The sequence below is a fragment of the Pseudomonas anatoliensis genome (assembly GCF_017976235.1).
Taxonomy (GTDB): Bacteria; Pseudomonadota; Gammaproteobacteria; order Pseudomonadales; family Pseudomonadaceae; genus Aquipseudomonas; species Aquipseudomonas anatoliensis.
Map to the genome: position 1 here is coordinate 326,992 of NZ_JACVHC010000005.1, position 17,241 is coordinate 344,232.

General features: G+C 58.3%; 11 protein-coding genes and 1 pseudogene. 5 read left to right on the forward strand and 7 right to left on the reverse strand.

The genetic code is table 11. From position 1 onward, the window contains the following. Positions 1-4 precede the first annotated feature (4 nt). The 3 genes from ICA16_RS18315 (at position 5) to ICA16_RS18325 (ending at position 3,000) form a co-directional block, all read left to right on the forward strand. On the forward strand, positions 5-448 hold the full coding sequence (locus ICA16_RS18315; RefSeq protein WP_150604850.1) for an excinuclease: 444 nt from the start codon (positions 5-7) through the stop codon (positions 446-448). Between the two features lie 224 nt (positions 449-672). Continuing rightward, positions 673-2,262 carry a hypothetical protein gene (locus tag ICA16_RS18320; protein WP_210701204.1) on the forward strand — a complete coding sequence of 530 codons (1,590 nt, stop codon included), beginning with the start codon at positions 673-675 and terminating at the stop codon, positions 2,260-2,262. A gap of 300 nt (positions 2,263-2,562) precedes the next feature. Beyond that, complete coding sequence (locus tag ICA16_RS18325; protein ID WP_210701205.1) at positions 2,563-3,000, forward strand: excinuclease; 438 nt, start codon at positions 2,563-2,565, stop codon at positions 2,998-3,000. A 93-nt stretch (positions 3,001-3,093) separates the two neighbouring features. Here the strand turns inward: ICA16_RS18325 and ICA16_RS18330 are convergent, their stop codons facing one another. Then, positions 3,094-3,996 (reverse strand): LysR family transcriptional regulator, encoded by a 903-nt coding sequence (locus ICA16_RS18330; RefSeq protein WP_150604847.1) that lies wholly within the window; start codon positions 3,994-3,996, stop codon positions 3,094-3,096. Positions 3,997-4,114: 118 nt separating this feature from the next. Between ICA16_RS18330 and ICA16_RS18335 the strand changes: the two genes are divergently transcribed. After that, positions 4,115-5,389, forward strand: coding sequence for an MFS transporter (locus ICA16_RS18335; protein ID WP_210701206.1), 1,275 nt, complete (start codon positions 4,115-4,117; stop codon positions 5,387-5,389). A gap of 143 nt (positions 5,390-5,532) precedes the next feature. Here the strand turns inward: ICA16_RS18335 and hemE are convergent, their stop codons facing one another. Further along, the gene (gene hemE / locus ICA16_RS18340) at positions 5,533-6,600 is read right to left on the reverse strand and encodes a uroporphyrinogen decarboxylase (protein WP_007909440.1); all 1,068 of its coding nucleotides are present in this window, start codon (positions 6,598-6,600) and stop codon (positions 5,533-5,535) included. Positions 6,601-6,751: 151 nt separating this feature from the next. Continuing rightward, positions 6,752-6,887: pseudogene (locus ICA16_RS18345) on the reverse strand (hypothetical protein); the annotation flags it as partial. Between the two features lie 229 nt (positions 6,888-7,116). Between ICA16_RS18345 and ICA16_RS18350 the strand changes: the two are divergent. After that, the gene (locus ICA16_RS18350) at positions 7,117-8,013 is read left to right on the forward strand and encodes a trypsin-like serine peptidase (RefSeq protein ID WP_210701207.1); all 897 of its coding nucleotides are present in this window, start codon (positions 7,117-7,119) and stop codon (positions 8,011-8,013) included. Between the two features lie 182 nt (positions 8,014-8,195). Here the strand turns inward: ICA16_RS18350 and ICA16_RS18355 are convergent, their stop codons facing one another. From ICA16_RS18355 to aroB, 4 genes are all read right to left on the reverse strand, one after another. Then, positions 8,196-9,614, reverse strand: coding sequence for an FAD-dependent oxidoreductase (locus tag ICA16_RS18355; protein WP_150617496.1), 1,419 nt, complete (start codon positions 9,612-9,614; stop codon positions 8,196-8,198). A 33-nt stretch (positions 9,615-9,647) separates the two neighbouring features. After that, positions 9,648-14,093: a glutamate synthase large subunit gene (gltB, locus tag ICA16_RS18360; RefSeq protein ID WP_210701208.1), complete on the reverse strand. Its 4,446-nt coding sequence runs from the start codon at positions 14,091-14,093 to the stop codon at positions 9,648-9,650. 349 nt (positions 14,094-14,442) lie between these two features. Beyond that, positions 14,443-16,041, reverse strand: a complete 1,599-nt coding sequence (locus ICA16_RS18365) for an AAA family ATPase (RefSeq protein WP_210554316.1) — start codon at positions 16,039-16,041, stop codon at positions 14,443-14,445. A 10-nt stretch (positions 16,042-16,051) separates the two neighbouring features. Next, positions 16,052-17,152 carry a 3-dehydroquinate synthase gene (gene aroB / locus ICA16_RS18370; protein ID WP_150604841.1) on the reverse strand — a complete coding sequence of 367 codons (1,101 nt, stop codon included), beginning with the start codon at positions 17,150-17,152 and terminating at the stop codon, positions 16,052-16,054. Between the last annotated feature and the right edge of the window lie 89 nt (positions 17,153-17,241).

Genomic DNA, 17,241 nt, shown 5'->3' on the forward strand with positions numbered 1-17,241 from the left:
CTCCATGCACTTCAAGAAACTCGCTGCGTTCACCTTTATGCTCTGCGCTCTGCCGGCCGTCAGCCAGGCCCGTGACACGGCGGTTTACCTGCCGTTCGACAAAGCCGTCGCCGAAGCGACCCGCTCAGGCAAAATCGATGGCAGCGTGAAGTTTTACCTGGCCGGCAACACCCCGGCCGGCAAAGTCACCGTCGTCAGCCCTGGCGCCGTGACCAACAAGAAAACCAACGCCTTCAACAAGTCCGACGAAGTCGCCTGCGAGTGGGTCGCACAATCGGCCATCATCAGCCTGCACCAGGCCGCGAAAAGCGCCGGCGCCAACGCCGTGACCAACATCGTCAGCTTCTACAAGAGCAACGAGCGCAAGGACCCGCAGACCTACGAATGCCACGCCGGCGCGATCATGGCGGGCGTTGCGTTGAAGGGTGATCTGGCGAAGGTGCAGTAAGACGGCTTTGCATTGTGGTGAGGGGATTTATCCCCGATGGACTGCGCAGCAGTGCCCTTCTCAGGGTCAATCAGAAAAGCTGCGTCGCATTCTCGTCGGGGCAATAACCAGCGATACATAGTTACCGCCCAGCAACCATTGATATGAGGAAAACTCAAAGCTCCCTGAGCGTTCCATTCGCTCAGGTATACCCAATAACTCGAGCTGATCAATGGAGCAATAACATGGGCAAGAAGCCGCTGAAAAAAGTGATAACTTCCGACAGGCCGGAAACTGACCAACCCACTCGCTACAGCCCTACCGACGATGGCACGCTGACTCTACGCAGTTTGCTCGACACCAGTAATATCGAACTGCGACAGATGACTGCGCAGCCTCCATCCTCGCTTGACTCCCAACTATCCACCATTCAGGTCTTCGAACTCCCTGCTGACACAACCATCAGCCAAACCACTGTCGAGCGTCCACTCAGCGATTATTATCTGCCGCCAAGTCTGGCAGAACGTTTACCCGATCCGGATCCGGTAAGTGCGATTCGAACAACTGACAGAGGGCGCCAATATGTCGATCTCGTCGACGGCTGGACGGTACGCGTGGATACGGATGCACAAGGCAATTTAAGGGCGCGTCTGCCGTCGGTGCTGACCCTCGGGGCGCGACTGGAACGCGTGGAAGACTCTCTCGCATGGCGCCGGCTCCCGACCGACGACGCTGAGGCCGGGAATTCAGAACTGATTGTTTCGCGCCGCGAACTACCCGATAAAGAGCCTGATGATGCCGTCCCAGCCAAACGCATGCGCGGGATCGATGAAGAAAGCACAACTGAGAATCCTGCGCCACCGGTTCCGGATACATCCATTGCCATGCCTTGGAAAAGCTGGAAACTCAGTCCTGAACGTTTCTCCCTGAACCATATAACCGTTGACGGTCTACGCTACGAAATCCTGCCCCATGGTGAATTTCCGCCTCCGCCGATTGTTTATGTCAAAAACCCTGCACATTTGAGTTACGACTTTGACTCACTGAATAAAATCCTGTCGGACCACATCCAGCAACAACCTCGAGGCGCCATTCAGATTCCGTCGACGCAGCGCTGGGAGATCGATCCGACACTTCCTTTTAACGGCCCGCTTACCGACTATGTCGCCACTTACTTCCGGCACCTGACAACTTCCTCCGTGCGTAAGGTTGCCAGGAAACAGTTTGACCTCGCCAACGGCGGGGATATCGCGACCGGCGCCGGGCTGACAACTCTGCGACAAACATTCAATGACTGGAAAACCACACGGCCGGCGCCACGACCGGAGATGATGGATCCACTTCTCATGCTTCCGATAACGCATCTGGAGCCCGGATCAAAGGGTAAACGCGTATTGAAATTGGACTTCCTCGACAAACAGGCGCCGTTAGAGAGACTGGAGTTTGATGCGGAAGATCTCCCGCAATATTGGCGTTTTTTTTCATCAACTCAGACAGCCGTTGATCTCAAGCACGCCATGTACATGCTGTTGACGCGCAATGGATACACCGTCTTCAAACCAACCGGAACCAACATTTATCCAGCACTGGTGTTCCAACGCAAAGGACATGAGTTTGTGTTCTGCATGAACCTGCATCGATCCCTAGGCACACGTCATCAAATCCACCACAACATCAAAGCGTTTACCGAACAATCAATTGGCCCAGAGGCCCTGCACGCGATTGAAACCGCCCGCTCAGCAAACAACCTGGTCTGGTTGAAAGGCGTGACCAATATCGCCCCGAATCGCCCGGACTCGGTAATTATCGTGCGCGTGGATGCGCCTGAGATCTGAAGGCGCAAGACAGGAAGTCGGGCGTGAAACCCATTGGACAGCGCGACAAACGCTCTGGCTTGTCCAAGGCGTTTGTTTCGTTTGCGAGGAACAATTTCACGTCTATAGGCAATGCCTCTGAGATGTATAGTCCTGAACGCTCATCGAGTTTGACAAGCATTGCGGCGAGGGTCATTCAGCTCCCTTCGCATTTTCAGCATCTACACTCGTCCCGGCAGGCTGACACATCGCGCCTGCCAGAACGGCGAGCCCCAATCGATCAAACACTCGCTGCTCTCTTCCACCGTCAAGGAGATGACCATGCAAGTGAAAGCCCTGATCGCCGCCGTCCTTTTCAGCCTGCTGCCCAGTGCCAGCCACGCGACCAATCTGATGTACATGCCATTCGAGACGGTGTTGTCGGACGCACTTCGCGCCGGGCGGCTGGATGGCAGTGTGAAGTTTTATCTGGTTGGCAATGGACCGCTGGGGACTCAACAGTTGCTAAGGCGGGGCGTGGTCAGTGATCTGAGCACCAACGGGTTCAACAAGAGTGATCAGTTCTCATGCGAGTGGGTGTTGCAGTCAAACCTGATCAAGTTGCAGGCCGAGGCCAAGCGGGTCGGGGCAAATGCGGTGACCAATATCGTCAGTTATTACGACCAGCATGTGCGCAAGGATTTGAATACTTACGAGTGTCGAGCGGGGATTTTTGTGACGCGGGTGGCGTTGAAGGGGGATCTGGTGCGGTTGCCTTGAAAGGCAAGATCAAAAGATCGCAGCCTTCGGCAGCTCCTACATTTGGAATGCCTTTTCCCTGTAGGAGCTGCCGGAGGCTGCGATCTTTTGACTTCAGGTTTTCAGAGGCTCGACCTTACTTGTGAGCAGTTCGACAAACGCCTTGGCCATCGGTGATTTCTGATCCTTGCGCTGCACCAGCCACACGGCCGATACCGCTGCTGGATCGAGCAGCGGCCGGTAGACCACGCCGTCGATGCGCATCCGCTGGTAGGACGCCGGCAACACCGACACGCCCAACCCCGCCGCCACCAGACCGATGATGGTCATGGCTTCGCCAGCCTCTTGGGCGAAGTGCGGGCTGAAGCCGGCGTCGCGCGCCAGGCTGAGCAGTTGTGCGTAGAGACCACTGCCATAACTGCGCGGGAAGAACACGAAAGGCTCCAGCGCCAGCGCCGAGAGAAACAACCCGTCCTCGCTGCCCTGCGCCAGCGGATGCTTGGAACTGAGCACGGCCACCAGCGGTTCACGCATCAACTCGACCACGCTCAACGAATCCGGCAAACCCAGCGGGCGCATGATGCCGACTTCAATTGATTCGTCGACCAGCGCTTCGGCCACTTGGGTGCTGCTCATCTCACGCAAATGCAGATGCACCGCCGGAAAACGCTGACGAAATGAAAAGATCGCCTGCGGAATGGTCGAGTTGAACGGCGCCGACGAGGTGAAGCCGATCTTCAGTTCCCCGAGTTCACCAAGTTGCGCACGGCGGGCGACATCCGCTGCTTTGTCGACTTGCGCCAGCACCAGCCGCGCCTCTTCCAGAAACAATCTACCGGCCTCACTCAGCTCGACCCGACGATTGGTCCGTTCAAACAGACGTGCACCGACCTCTTGCTCCAGCGCCTGAATCTGCTGGCTCAGCGGTGGCTGGGAGATGCCCAGCACCTGTGCGGCGCGGCCGAAATGCAGTTCTTCGGCGACGGCGATGAAGTAGCGCAGGTGACGCAATTCCATGAAAACCCCATTAGGTCGTTAAAGCTATCAAACAGGTCGAACAATATATTGGATAGAAACATTAGCCAGCTATATGATTTTTTCATTGCCTGCCTGGCCGTGTTCTCCGAGGTCTGAAGTGAAAACTGCTATCGCGCCCCTTGCCCATGAAGTCCCGCCCGCAGCGTCGGACGATGTCGTCGCCGAACTGCAAGAGATCTACATCGAAAAAGGCACACCGATGTTCATGCGCACGGTGCTGGCGCTGTTCAGCGGCGGGTTCGCGACCTTCGCCCTGCTGTATTGCGTGCAGCCGATGATGCCGTTGCTGTCTCATGAATACGGGATCAACGCGGCGCAGAGCAGCCTGATTCTATCGGTGGCCACCGGCATGCTCGCCATTGGCTTGCTGATCACCGGGCCGATTTCCGACCGGGTCGGGCGTAAACCGGTCATGGTTGCCGCGCTGTTCGCGGCAGCGCTGTGCACCATGGCCAGTGCGATGATGCCGAGCTGGCAGGGCGTGCTGATCATGCGCGCGCTGATCGGCTTGTCGTTGAGCGGCCTGGCGGCGGTGGCGATGACCTATCTGAGTGAAGAAATTCATCCGCAGCACATCGGTCTGGCCATGGGGTTGTACATCGGCGGCAACGCGATTGGCGGGATGAGCGGACGCCTGATTACCGGCGTGTTGATCGACTTCGTCAGTTGGCACACGGCGATGCTGGTGATTGGCGGTCTGGCGATGATTGCAGCAGCAGTGTTCTGGAAGATCCTGCCGGAGTCGCGCAACTTCCGCTCACGCTCACTTCATCCGCGCAGCTTGCTCGACGGTTTCACCATGCACTTTCGCGATGCCGGTCTGCCGCTGTTGTTTCTTGAAGCGTTCGTACTGATGGGCGCGTTTGTCACGCTGTTCAACTACATCGGCTATCGCTTGCTGGCCGCACCGTACAACCTCGATCAAGTGTTCGTTGGCTTGCTGTCAGTGGTGTACCTGTCGGGTATTTACAGCTCGGCGAAGATCGGCTCGCTGGCGGACAAACTGGGGCGGCGCAAAGTGTTGTGGGCAACTATTGCGCTGATGTTCGTCGGCCTCGCGCTGACGATGTTCACCTCGTTGCTGCTGGTGATCGTCGGCATGTTGATTTTCACCTTCGGCTTCTTCGCCGCACATTCGGTGGCGAGCAGCTGGATCGGCCGTCGGGCGGTCAAGGCCAAGGGGCAAGCGTCGTCGCTGTACCTGTTCAGCTATTACGCCGGGTCAAGCATTGCCGGCACAGCGGGCGGGGTGTTTTGGCATTTGGGTGGGTGGAACGGGATTGGGCTGTTTATTGGCGCGCTGTTGCTGCTGGCGCTGTTAATAGCGTTGAAGCTGGCGAAGTTGCCGCCATTGGGTGGTGTGAAAGCTTAAAAGCAAAAGATCGTCCGATCGCGGCCCGACCCTTCGGCAGCTCCTACAGGAAAACGAAATCCAATGTAGGAGCTGCCGCAGGCTGCGATCTTTTGATTTAAAAAACGCCCGGCATTTGCCGGGCGTTTTTTATTGCGTATCGATCACTCGTGATACTGCGCCGACAACTCATGCACCGCGCGCAGGAAGGCGCCGGCGTGTTCCGGGTCGACTTCCGGGGTGATGCCGTGGCCGAGGTTGAACACGTGGCCGCTGCCCTTGCCGTAGCTGGCCAGAATGCGTCCGACTTCGGTGCGGATGGCTTCCGGTTTTGCATAAAGCACGGTCGGGTCCATGTTGCCTTGCAGCGCAACCTTGTCGCCGACACGGGCGCGGGCGTTGCCGATATCGCAGGTCCAGTCCAGGCCCAGTGCATCGGCACCAGCCTCGGCGATGCTTTCCAGCCACAGGCCGCCGTTCTTGGTGAACAGGATCACCGGCACCTTGCGACCGTCGTTTTCGCGGATCAAACCGCTGACGATTTTCTTCATGTAGGCCAGCGAGAATTCCTGATACGCCGCTGCCGACAGATTGCCGCCCCACGTGTCGAAGATCTGCACCGCTTGCGCGCCGGCCATGATCTGGCCGTTGAGGTACGAGGTCACCGACTGCGCCAGCTTATCCAGCAGCAGGTGCATGGCTTGCGGATTGTCGTAGAGCATGGCTTTGGTCTTGCGGAAGTCTTTCGACGAGCCGCCTTCAACCATGTACGTCGCCAGGGTCCACGGGCTGCCAGAGAAGCCGATCAACGGCACACGGCCATTCAGTTCGCGACGGATGGTGCTGACCGCGTCCATCACGTAGCCGAGGTCTTTGTGCGGATCAGGGATCGGCAGGGCTTCAATGTCAGCCAGGGTACTGACGACTTTCTTGAAGCGCGGACCTTCACCGGTCTCGAAGTACAGGCCCTGACCCATGGCATCGGGGATGGTGAGGATGTCGGAAAACAGGATCGCCGCGTCCAGTTGTGGATAGCGGTCGAGCGGTTGCATGGTGACTTCGCAAGCGAACTCCGGATTCATGCACAGGCTCATGAAGTCACCGGCGTGGGCACGGCTGGCGCGGTATTCCGGCAAGTAGCGGCCGGCCTGACGCATCATCCACACAGGGGTAACGTCTACAGGTTGCTTGAGCAGGGCGCGCAGGAAACGGTCGTTCTTCAGGGCAGTCATGTCGGCATCCGGAAAAAAAGTGCGGGCATTTTCTCAGAGCGCGAGGGAAAAGGCACGGATGCAGGTCAGCCTTTTGTCTATCGGGTCAATTTATTGCGTTGGAATACAGATTTTGCAGCCCCCCGAAACGACAGGGTATTGCGTTGTCTGTTTAGACGCCCAGGTAATCCAGAATCCCCTTCAGCCGCATTGCGGCCTTCGAAGATCGCCGTCACCACCAGATCGGAACCGCGCAACATGTCGCCACCCAGCAAGATTTTCATATGGCTGCTCTGTTGCTTGTACTGATGGAATCTGGAGGGGTGCAAGACAACCCCACTCCCACAGCTTTTTATGTCACGGCATCGAACACGATAAAAATGACGTTTAGGGCCTGCGGTACGAAAAACCTTCATTCTAGTTCTTATTTAAAACTCGTTATACCTGTCAACTTTTACAGTTGTTACCAATATAAAACGACACTAGGATGAAATTTAAGTCCTCTCTGAGAAAGAAATCTATAAAAGGAATTAGAAGATGAAAAAATTATACTCAGGTTTTTCGCTAATTTTAATGTACATGTCCGTTGCATCTGCTGCAGACGCCAGCGATTCAAAATTTGATCATGCCAAGCCCGATACCACACATACATGGACTGAGGAGGAAATGAAAACCGCTACACCAATGCCCTTGCCTATTTACGAACCGCAAGCCCAACCTGTAGAACAGCAACGTGAAAAAAACGCAGACTTAGTACAAAAGAGCTCTCCCGCTGTTGATTTGCAACCACCTTACAATCCAGATATCAGGGAACAAGGAGAGGCTAAAAATCTTTACAGCCCAAACCGCGACAGACACCCTTTCACACAGCTTGGCATACTGTATTTTGATGGCCCCTCAGGACGCTCCAAATGCAGCGGTCAATTTGTAAACCAGAACGTCGTACTTACTGCCGCTCACTGCGTTAGAGATAAAACAACGGGAGAATGGTATAAAAACCTACGCTTTGAACAAAGCTTCCCAAGCACAGGTAAACTTTACTATTTCCTGCCCAGTTGTTCATCAACCTCCTCTTCCTATGTTGGTAGTCCAGGAGGTCAACTGGACTACGCTTTCTTAAGAGTTAGCAATTCGATTACGGGGTGGATGGGATTAAGAATTAACGCTTCCCAAATACCTGTAACGGTGGTTGGTTACCAAGGGCTATCGCTCAAAGCTTTCAATGGTTTTATGATGCCAAACGGCAGCATGCACCAAATAACTCCAAACTTTCTCTTCGGAGGTTCCAGTGGTGGAGCATGGGTTGACATGAACACGAACCAGGTCGTGGGTTCCACCCATGGCGGATCAGCTAACCATCTCAGTTCTCCAGTGTTTGGTATGGAGCTTTGGAACCTTTTTCAGACCGTTAGCCAGAGTAATCCGTGCAAGTAACAAATCAGGCAAAAACTCTTTTGACATGGCGTGAATGAATCGCCGCACAACTCGAAAGTCGCGCAGCGATCACCAGCACACAACCGCTCCGTTAGCGCTCGTATTTTTACAACACCACAAAACATTGTGGGAGCTGGCAAGCCAGCTCCCACAGGAGTTGCGGTGCAGTTTCGGACTGGGGTTTAGACGCCCAGGTAATCCAGAATCCCTTCAGCCGCATTACGGCCTTCGAAGATTGCCGTCACGACCAGGTCGGAGCCGCGCACCATGTCGCCACCCGCAAAGATTTTCGGGTTGCTGGTCTGGTGCTTGTACTGACCTTGCTCAGGCGCAACTACGCGGCCCTGGCTGTCGGTCTGGATCTCGAACTGCTCGAACCACGGCGCCGGGCTCGGACGGAAACCGAAGGCGATGACCACGGCGTCAGCCGGGATGATCTCTTCGGAGCCCGGGATCGGCTCGGGGCTGCGACGGCCACGGGCATCCGGTTCGCCGAGACGGGTCTCGACCACTTTCACGCCTTCGACCCGGTCTTCGCCGACGATGGCGATCGGCTGGCGGTTGTAGAGGAATTTCACGCCTTCTTCCTTGGCGTTCTTCACCTCTTTGCGCGAGCCGGGCATGTTCGCTTCGTCACGACGATAAGCGCAGGTTACCGACTTGGCACCCTGGCGGATCGAGGTGCGGTTGCAGTCCATCGCCGTGTCACCACCACCGAGCACCACAACCTTCTTGCCTTTCATGTCGACGAAATCTTCCGGCGACTTTTCAAAGCCCAGGTTGCGATTGACGTTGGCGATCAGGAAGTCCAGCGCGTCATAAACGCCCGGCAGGTCCTCACCGGCAAAACCGCCCTTCATGTAGGTGTAGGTGCCCATGCCCATGAACACGGCATCGTATTCGGCGAGCAGTTGCTCCATGGTCACGTCTGTGCCGACTTCGGTGTTGAGACGGAACTCGATGCCCATGCCGGTGAAAACTTCGCGACGATTGCTCAGCACGCTCTTTTCCAGCTTGAACTCGGGGATACCGAAGGTCAGCAGACCACCGATTTCCGGGTTCTTGTCGAACACCACCGGGGTCACGCCGCCACGCACCAGCACGTCGGCACAGCCCAGACCTGCCGGGCCAGCACCGATGATCGCGACACGTTTGCCGGTCGGTTTGACCTTGGACATGTCCGGGCGCCAGCCCATGGCGAACGCGGTGTCGGTGATGTACTTCTCGACCGAACCGATGGTCACTGCACCGAAGCCGTCGTTGAGGGTGCAGGCACCCTCGCACAGACGATCCTGCGGGCACACCCTGCCGCAGACTTCCGGCAAGGTGTTGGTCTGGTGCGACAGCTCGGCGGCCTGAAGGATGTTGCCCTCGGCCACCAGCTTGAGCCAGTTGGGAATGAAGTTGTGCACCGGGCACTTCCATTCGCAATACGGGTTGCCGCAACCCAGGCAGCGGTGGGCCTGATCGGCCGACTGCTGGGGTTTGAACGGTTCGTAGATCTCGACGAACTCTTTCTTGCGTTGACGCAACAGTTTCTTCTTCGGATCTTTGCGCCCGACATCGATGAACTGGAAGTCGTTATTCAGACGTTCAGCCATTGTTAAAACCTCATCAAACTCTTCAGGCGCATATCACTGCGGGTTGGCACGAGTGCTGGAAAGCAACGATTTCAGGTTGGCAGCCTTAGGCTTGACCAGCCAGAAACGGCGCAAGTAGTCATCGAGGTTTTCGGCGAGTTCACGACCCCACTCGCTGTCGGTTTCCGCGACGTACTCGTTCAGCACGTTTTGCAGGTGGCTGCGATAGGATTCCATCGCCTCACCACTGATCCGCTGGATTTCCACCAGTTCGTGGTTGACCCGGTCAACGAAGCTGTTGTCCTGGTCAAGCACATAGGCGAAACCACCAGTCATGCCAGAGCCGAAGTTGTAACCGGTCTTGCCCAACACGCAGACAAAACCACCGGTCATGTACTCGCAGCAGTGATCGCCAGTGCCTTCCACAACCGTGTGGGCACCGGAGTTACGCACGGCGAAACGCTCACCTGCGGTGCCAGCGGCGAACAGCTTGCCGCCAGTGGCGCCGTACAGGCAGGTGTTGCCGATGATGGCGCTGTTCTGAGTCTTATAAACGCTGCCCTTGGGCGGCACGATAGTCAGCTTGCCACCGGTCATGCCTTTGCCCACGTAGTCGTTGGCGTCGCCTTCCAGGTACATGTTCAGACCGCCGGCGTTCCACACGCCGAAGCTCTGACCGGCCGTCCCTTTGAAGCGGAAGGTGATCGGCGCTTTGGCCATGCCTTGGTTGCCGTGCTTGCGGGCGATTTCGCCGGAGATCCGCGCGCCGATCGAACGGTCGCAGTTGCAGATGTCCAGGTCGAACTCGGCACCGCTGAGGTCGTTGATGGCCGACGTCGCCAGATCAACCATTTTCTCGGCCAGCAGGCCTTGGTCGAATGGCGGGTTGCGCTCAACCTGGCAGAACTGCGGCTTGTCCGCCGGAATGTGATCGCTGCCCAGCAGCGGAGTCAGATCCAGGTGATGTTGCTTGGCGGTCTGGCCTTCGAGGATATCCAGCAGATCGGTGCGGCCGATCAGCTCTTCGAGGGAACGCACGCCGAGCTTGGCCAGCCACTCACGGGTTTCTTCGGCGACGTAGGTGAAGAAATTCACCACCATGTCGACGGTGCCGATGTAGTGATCCTTGCGCAGCTTCTCGTTCTGAGTGGCAACGCCGGTGGCGCAGTTGTTCAGGTGGCAGATGCGCAGGTATTTGCAGCCCAGGGCGATCATTGGCGCGGTGCCGAAGCCGAAGCTTTCGGCGCCGAGGATCGCTGCCTTGATCACGTCGAGGCCGGTCTTCAGGCCACCGTCGGTCTGCACCCGGACTTTGCCGCGCAGGTCGTTGCCGCGCAGAGTCTGATGGGTTTCGGCCAGGCCGAGTTCCCATGGAGCGCCCGCGTACTTGATCGAGGTCAGCGGCGAAGCGCCGGTACCACCGTCGTAGCCGGAAATGGTGATCAAGTCCGCGTAGGCCTTGGCCACACCGGCGGCGATGGTGCCGACGCCTGCTTCAGCCACCAGTTTCACCGAGACCAGCGCCTTCGGATTGACCTGTTTCAGGTCGAAAATCAGCTGCGACAAGTCTTCGATGGAATAAATGTCGTGGTGCGGCGGTGGCGAAATCAGGGTCACGCCCGGCACTGCATAACGCAGCTTGGCGATCAGCCCGTTGACCTTGCCACCTGGCAGTTGACCACCCTCGCCCGGCTTGGCGCCTTGGGCAACCTTGATCTGCAGCACTTCGGCATTGACCAGGTATTCCGGCGTCACGCCGAAACGGCCAGTTGCGACCTGCTTGATTTTCGAGCTCTTGATGGTGCCGTAGCGCGCCGGATCTTCGCCGCCTTCGCCGGAGTTGGAACGCGCACCGAGGCGGTTCATGGCTTCGGCCAGGGCTTCGTGAGCTTCCGGCGACAGGGCGCCCAGCGAAATACCGGCGGAGTCGAAGCGCTTGAGCACCGATTCCAGCGGCTCGATTTCACTGATGTCCAACGGCGTGTCGAGGGTCTTGACCTTGAGCAGGTCACGAATCATCGACACCGGACGGTTGTCCACCAGCGCGGTGTATTCCTTGAACTTGCTGTAGTCGCCCTGCTGCACAGCGGCTTGCAGGGTGTTGACCACGTCCGGGTTGTACGCGTGATATTCGCCACCGTGGACGAACTTCAGCAGCCCGCCCTGCTGGATCGGCTTGCGCGGGCTCCAGGCTTCGGCAGCGAGGGCTTTCTGCTCGGCTTCGATGTCGACGAAACGCGCACCCTTGATGCGGCTCGGCACACCACGGAAGCTCAGGTCGCAAACCTCTTCAGACAAACCGATGGCCTCGAACAACTGCGCACCACGGTACGAAGCGATGGTCGAGATGCCCATCTTCGACAGAATCTTGAGCAGGCCTTTGGTGATGCCTTTGCGGTAGTTCTTGAACACCTCATAGAGGTCGCCCAGGACTTCACCGGTACGGATCAGGTCGCCCAGCACTTCGTACGCCAGGAACGGATAGACCGCCGAGGCACCGAAACCGATCAGCACGGCGAAGTGATGCGGATCACGCGCGGTAGCGGTTTCAACGAGGATGTTGGAGTCGCAACGCAGGCCTTTTTCGGTCAGGCGATGGTGCACCGCACCGGTCGCCAGCGAAGCGTGGATTGGCAGTTTGCCCGGCGCGATATGACGGTCGCTCAGAACGATCTGGGTACGACCGGCGCGCACGGCTTCTTCAGCCTGATCGGCGACGTTGCGGATCGCCGCTTCGAGGCCGACGCTTTCGTCGTAATTGAGGTCGATGATCTGCCGCTCGAAACCCGGGCGATCGAGGTTCATCAGTGAGCGCCACTTGGCCGGGGAAATGACCGGCGAGCTGAGGATCACGCGCGAGGCGTGTTCCGGCGACTCCTGGAAAATATTGCGCTCGGCACCGAGGCAGATTTCCAGCGACATCACGATCGCTTCACGCAGCGGGTCGATCGGCGGGTTGGTGACCTGCGCGAACTGCTGGCGGAAATAGTCGTACGGCGTGCGCACGCGCTGGGACAGCACGGCCATCGGCGTGTCGTCGCCCATCGAGCCAACGGCTTCGTAGCCTTGCTCGCCGAGCGGACGCAGTACCTGATCGCGCTCTTCGAACGTGACCTGATACATCTTCATGTATTGCTTGAGCTGATCGACGTCGTAGAAAGCCGAACCGTGGTCGTTGTCTTCCATGGTCGCCTGAATGCGCAGGGCATTCTTGCGCAGCCATTGCTTGTACGGATGACGGGATTTGAGACGGTTGTCGATCGCATCGGTGTCGAGGATCTGCCCGGTTTCGGTATCCACGGCAAGGATCTGGCCCGGGCCGACACGGCCCTTGGCGATCACGTCTTCTGGCTGGTAGTTCCAGACGCCGATTTCCGACGCAACGGTGATGAAACCGTTGGTGGTGGTAACCCAGCGCGCCGGGCGCAGACCGTTACGGTCGAGCAGGCACACCGCGTAACGACCATCGGTCATTACCACGCCGGCCGGGCCGTCCCACGGCTCCATGTGCATCGAGTTGTACTCGTAGAACGCACGCAGATCCGGGTCCATGGTTTCGACGTTCTGCCACGCAGGCGGAATGATCATCCGCACGCCACGAAACAGGTCGATGCCGCCGGTGACCATCAGCTCAAGCATGTTGTCCATGCTCGAGGAGTCGGAACCCACGCGGTTGACCAGCGGGCCGAGTTCTTCCAGATCCATCAGATCATTGGTGAACTTGGTCCGACGGGCCTGAGCCCAGTTACGGTTACCGGTGATGGTGTTGATCTCGCCGTTGTGGGCGAGGAAGCGGAATGGCTGAGCCAGCGGCCATTTCGGCAGGGTGTTGGTGGAGAAGCGCTGGTGGAACACGCAGATCGCGGTCTGCAGGCGCTCGTCACTCAGGTCCGGATAAAACGCGGCCAGATCGGCCGGCATCATCAGGCCTTTATAGATGATGGTCTTGTGCGAAAAGCTGCAGATGTAGTGATCGCTGTCGACAGCGTTGGTCACCGACGAACGGCGACGGGCGCTGAACAGTTTGACCGCCATGTCCTGATCGCTCAGGCCTTCGCCGCCGATGTACACCTGCTCGATTTGCGGCAGGCGCTCAAGGGCCAGGCGGCCGAGGACGCTGGTGTCGATTGGCACTTTGCGCCAGCCGATCAGTTGCAGGCCTTCGGCGAGGATCTCGCGGTTCATGTTCTCGCGAGCGGCTTCGGCCTTGGCCGAATCCTGATTGAAGAAGACCATGCCCACGGCATATTGCTTGGGCAACTCGACGCTGAAGGTTTCCTGAGCGATAGCGCGCAGAAAGGCGTCAGGCTTTTGAATCAGCAGACCGCAACCGTCACCGGTCTTGCCGTCGGCATTAATCCCACCGCGGTGGGTCATGCAGGTCAGGGCCTCGATGGCCGTTTGCAAAAGGGTATGACTGGGCTCGCCCTGCATATGGGCTATCAGGCCGAAACCGCAGTTATCCTTGAATTCATCTGGTTGGTACAGACCTGCTTTCATAGACACTTTCTCACCAGGCTGCCTCTTTTCGAGGCAAATTTCTTTTCAATTCAACCACTTGCGATCCGCGCCGAACGTACGCCGGCTTGGCGGGGGCAAAAGGGTGGTCATTGTACACAGCGACACAGAGGCTCACAAATTTGACGACGAACTGTCGCAAATTCATGTCGCATTTGTGAAAGGTTTAAAGCGATCTGCTGTGCTAGTCAAAACTTTTTTAATTTTGACTGCAACGACTCAAAGACTACTGTGACGCAGACACCACAAGGCACGCGACCTGGAAGGAAGCGCGCACATGTAGAAATTTTGAGGTGCTTGGAGAGGCGGCCTGGGTAAGGCCGCCGAATCTTCAGCGAGTTGTTGCCAGTTCCTGTTGGACGCTGGCGACAGTGCGAGGCCAAGGTTTACCAGCCTGAACCTTCGCTGGCAAGGCCTTGATGGCAGAAACAGCCGCATCACGATTGGCAAAGTTGCCGTAGGTGATCACGTAGAGCGGCTTGCCATTGAGGACTTTCTTGAAATAACGGTACTCGCCGCCCTGCTCCTTGACGAAGCTTTGCGCAGCCGTCTCGGAGCTGGTGCCGAGGATCTGCACCACGTAGTTGCTCGTTGGCTGCCCGGCGTACCAGCTGCCACCGGCGGCTTTGGCCACGGTAACCGGCTTCTCGGCTGGTTTGGCGGCGGCAACTGGCTTGGCTGGCGCTGGAGCAGGTTTGGCCGCTGGCGCTGCCGGAGCAGGCTTGGCGGTAGCGATCTGGGTCGGTGCCGGCGTCGGCGTCGGCTTGACTGCTGGGACCGGAGCCGGTGTTGGAGCAGGACCGGCCGGAACGCCCGCAGGAGGCGCGGAGGTGGTCACGGTTGGCGGCGTGTCGCTGGAGCCTTCCAGTGGTACACCGTCGTCGCCTTCGGTGATACCGCCAGCAGCTTCGGCCAGCGGGCCGCGCATGACCGGTTGCGAGTTGCCAACCAGCGGCAATGGCATCGGCTGGGTATTACCGGCGAACTCGACGTTCGGCGCGCCGCCATTGGCTGCGCCCTGACCCAATGGCAGTTGTGCCTGTTCGTTGGCGGGTGCGCCGGTGGTTGGCGCCTTGTTGCGACCCGGCATCAGCCAGGCGGCGGCGACCGCAACCACAACGACGGCGGAAATCGCCAATACGTGTTTCTTCGGCATGTTGAACCCCATACTTGGACGCTTGACCGCAGAGCGGCTGGCAATCATGACTTCGATCAGTGCATCGCGAGCGACCTGGTTGATGTTGCCAGGCCAACCCTCGGAGCTTTCGTGAATATCAGAGATCTGATCCGCGGTGAAAAGTTCGACACCCCGGCCCGCACCTTCGAGCCGTTGGTCGAGATATTCGCGGGTCTCTTCTTCGGTGTAAGGCTGCAATTCGATGACGTGGAAACGCTCTTCTTCGAGGTGCAAAGCCTCAAGCTGAGCGATCAGCGACGACTCACCGAACAGGAACACATGCGGGCGACCTTCCGGCGCGCCGGCACCCAGCGCCATCAGCGCTTCGAGGGCGGATTCGTCGAGCTGCTCGGCGTCGTCCACCAGCAAATAGACTTCCTGGCCGGTGAGTGCCAACTGCACCACCTGATCCAGAATCGCGCCGACTTCAGCCTGCGCCACGTTCAGCGCCTGCGCCACCTGACGCAGTACGCCAGCGGCATCGCCGGCACCACGCGCGGAAACCACAACGCTCTGTACCGATTGCTTGTTGGTGCTGGCGACCAGCGCCTGACGCAGCAACGTCTTGCCGCTGCCCTGCGGGCCAGTGACCACCAGCAGCAACTGGCTGTAACGCGCCAGGTGATGCAGTTGGCCGAGCACCGGTTTGCGCTGGGCCGGAAAGAATTTGAAGCCCGGAACGCGCGGCGCGAAGGGGTCGTGGCTTAACTGGAAATGGCCGAGGAACGCCTCGTCGGCATGCAAACTAGTCATCGGAATCTTATTAACCTTTAAGCTGAGCCAGGGCGCGGTAATCCGCTCCCAGCGTGGCCTGTAGAACCTCTTTCGGATAATCGTCGGTCACTACCGCTTCGCCCATCCGGCGCAGCAGCACCAGGCGCAGACGACCGTCGATCACTTTTTTGTCGATTGCCATGTGTTCAAGAAAATCGGCTTCGCTCATTTCAGAAGGCGGAATCACTGGCAGGCCGGCCCGCTGAAACAGACGAATGCCGCGATCGCGCTCCTGCTCGCTGATCCAGCCCAGACGCGCAGACATCTCCAGCGCCATCACGGTGCCAGCCGCCACCGCCTCACCATGCAACCAGACACCATAGCCCATGTGGGTCTCGATGGCGTGGCCGAAGGTGTGGCCGAGGTTGAGCGTGGCGCGTACGCCGGTTTCCTTTTCATCGGCGCCGACCACCGCAGCCTTGGCTGCGCAGGAGCGCTCGATGGCGTAAGTCAGGGCTGTTTGATCCAGCGCGCGCAAGGCGTCGACGTTGTCTTCGAGCCAGCCGAGGAACGGCTCGTCGCAGATCAGACCGTACTTGATGACCTCAGCCAGACCCGCCGACAGCTCGCGTGGTGGAAGGGTTTTCAGGGACGTCGTATCGATCAGCACCACGTTCGGCTGGTAGAACGCGCCGACCATGTTCTTGCCCAGCGGATGGTTGATCCCGGTTTTGCCGCCCACCGACGAATCGACCTGGGACAGCAACGTGGTGGGGATCTGGATGAAGTCGACGCCGCGTTGATAGCAGGCAGCAGCGAAACCGGCCATGTCGCCGATCACACCGCCGCCGAGGGCGATCACGGTGGTACGGCGGTCATGACGGGCGGTCAGCAAACCGTCGAAGATCAGTTGCAGGGTTTCCCAGTTCTTGAAGGCTTCGCCGTCCGGCAACACCACGGAAATAACCGAGAACTGCGCCAGGCTGCGCGTCAGACGTTCGAGATAGAGCGGCGCAACGGTCTCATTGGAGATGATTGCCACCTGACGCCCGTGGATATGCGGAGCCAGCAACTCGGGCTGATCCAACAAACCTTCGCCAATATGAATCGGGTAGCTGCGCTCGCCTAGATCGACCTTGAGTGTCTGCATGTGTCCCCACAGTGAAGATGGAAGCAGGCGTCCTGCCCTGAATTATTGGTTACTGCGGCCTGTAGCGGGTATGACGCCGCCGGCACGCC

Bases quoted from the DNA above. Each gene is read 5' to 3' on its own strand.
- ICA16_RS18315 (WP_150604850.1), top strand. From the start codon at position 5: ATGCACTTCAAGAAACTCGCTGCGTTCACCTTTATGCTCTGCGCTCTG.
- ICA16_RS18320 (WP_210701204.1), top strand. From the start codon at position 673: ATGGGCAAGAAGCCGCTGAAAAAAGTGATAACTTCCGACAGGCCGGAA.
- ICA16_RS18325 (WP_210701205.1), top strand. From the start codon at position 2,563: ATGCAAGTGAAAGCCCTGATCGCCGCCGTCCTTTTCAGCCTGCTGCCC.
- ICA16_RS18330 (WP_150604847.1), bottom strand. From the start codon at position 3,996: ATGGAATTGCGTCACCTGCGCTACTTCATCGCCGTCGCCGAAGAACTG.
- hemE (WP_007909440.1), bottom strand. From the start codon at position 6,600: ATGACTGCCCTGAAGAACGACCGTTTCCTGCGCGCCCTGCTCAAGCAA.
- ICA16_RS18350 (WP_210701207.1), top strand. From the start codon at position 7,117: ATGAAAAAATTATACTCAGGTTTTTCGCTAATTTTAATGTACATGTCC.
- ICA16_RS18355 (WP_150617496.1), bottom strand. From the start codon at position 9,614: ATGGCTGAACGTCTGAATAACGACTTCCAGTTCATCGATGTCGGGCGC.
- gltB (WP_210701208.1), bottom strand. From the start codon at position 14,093: ATGAAAGCAGGTCTGTACCAACCAGATGAATTCAAGGATAACTGCGGT.
- ICA16_RS18365 (WP_210554316.1), bottom strand. From the start codon at position 16,041: ATGACTAGTTTGCATGCCGACGAGGCGTTCCTCGGCCATTTCCAGTTA.
- aroB (WP_150604841.1), bottom strand. From the start codon at position 17,152: ATGCAGACACTCAAGGTCGATCTAGGCGAGCGCAGCTACCCGATTCAT.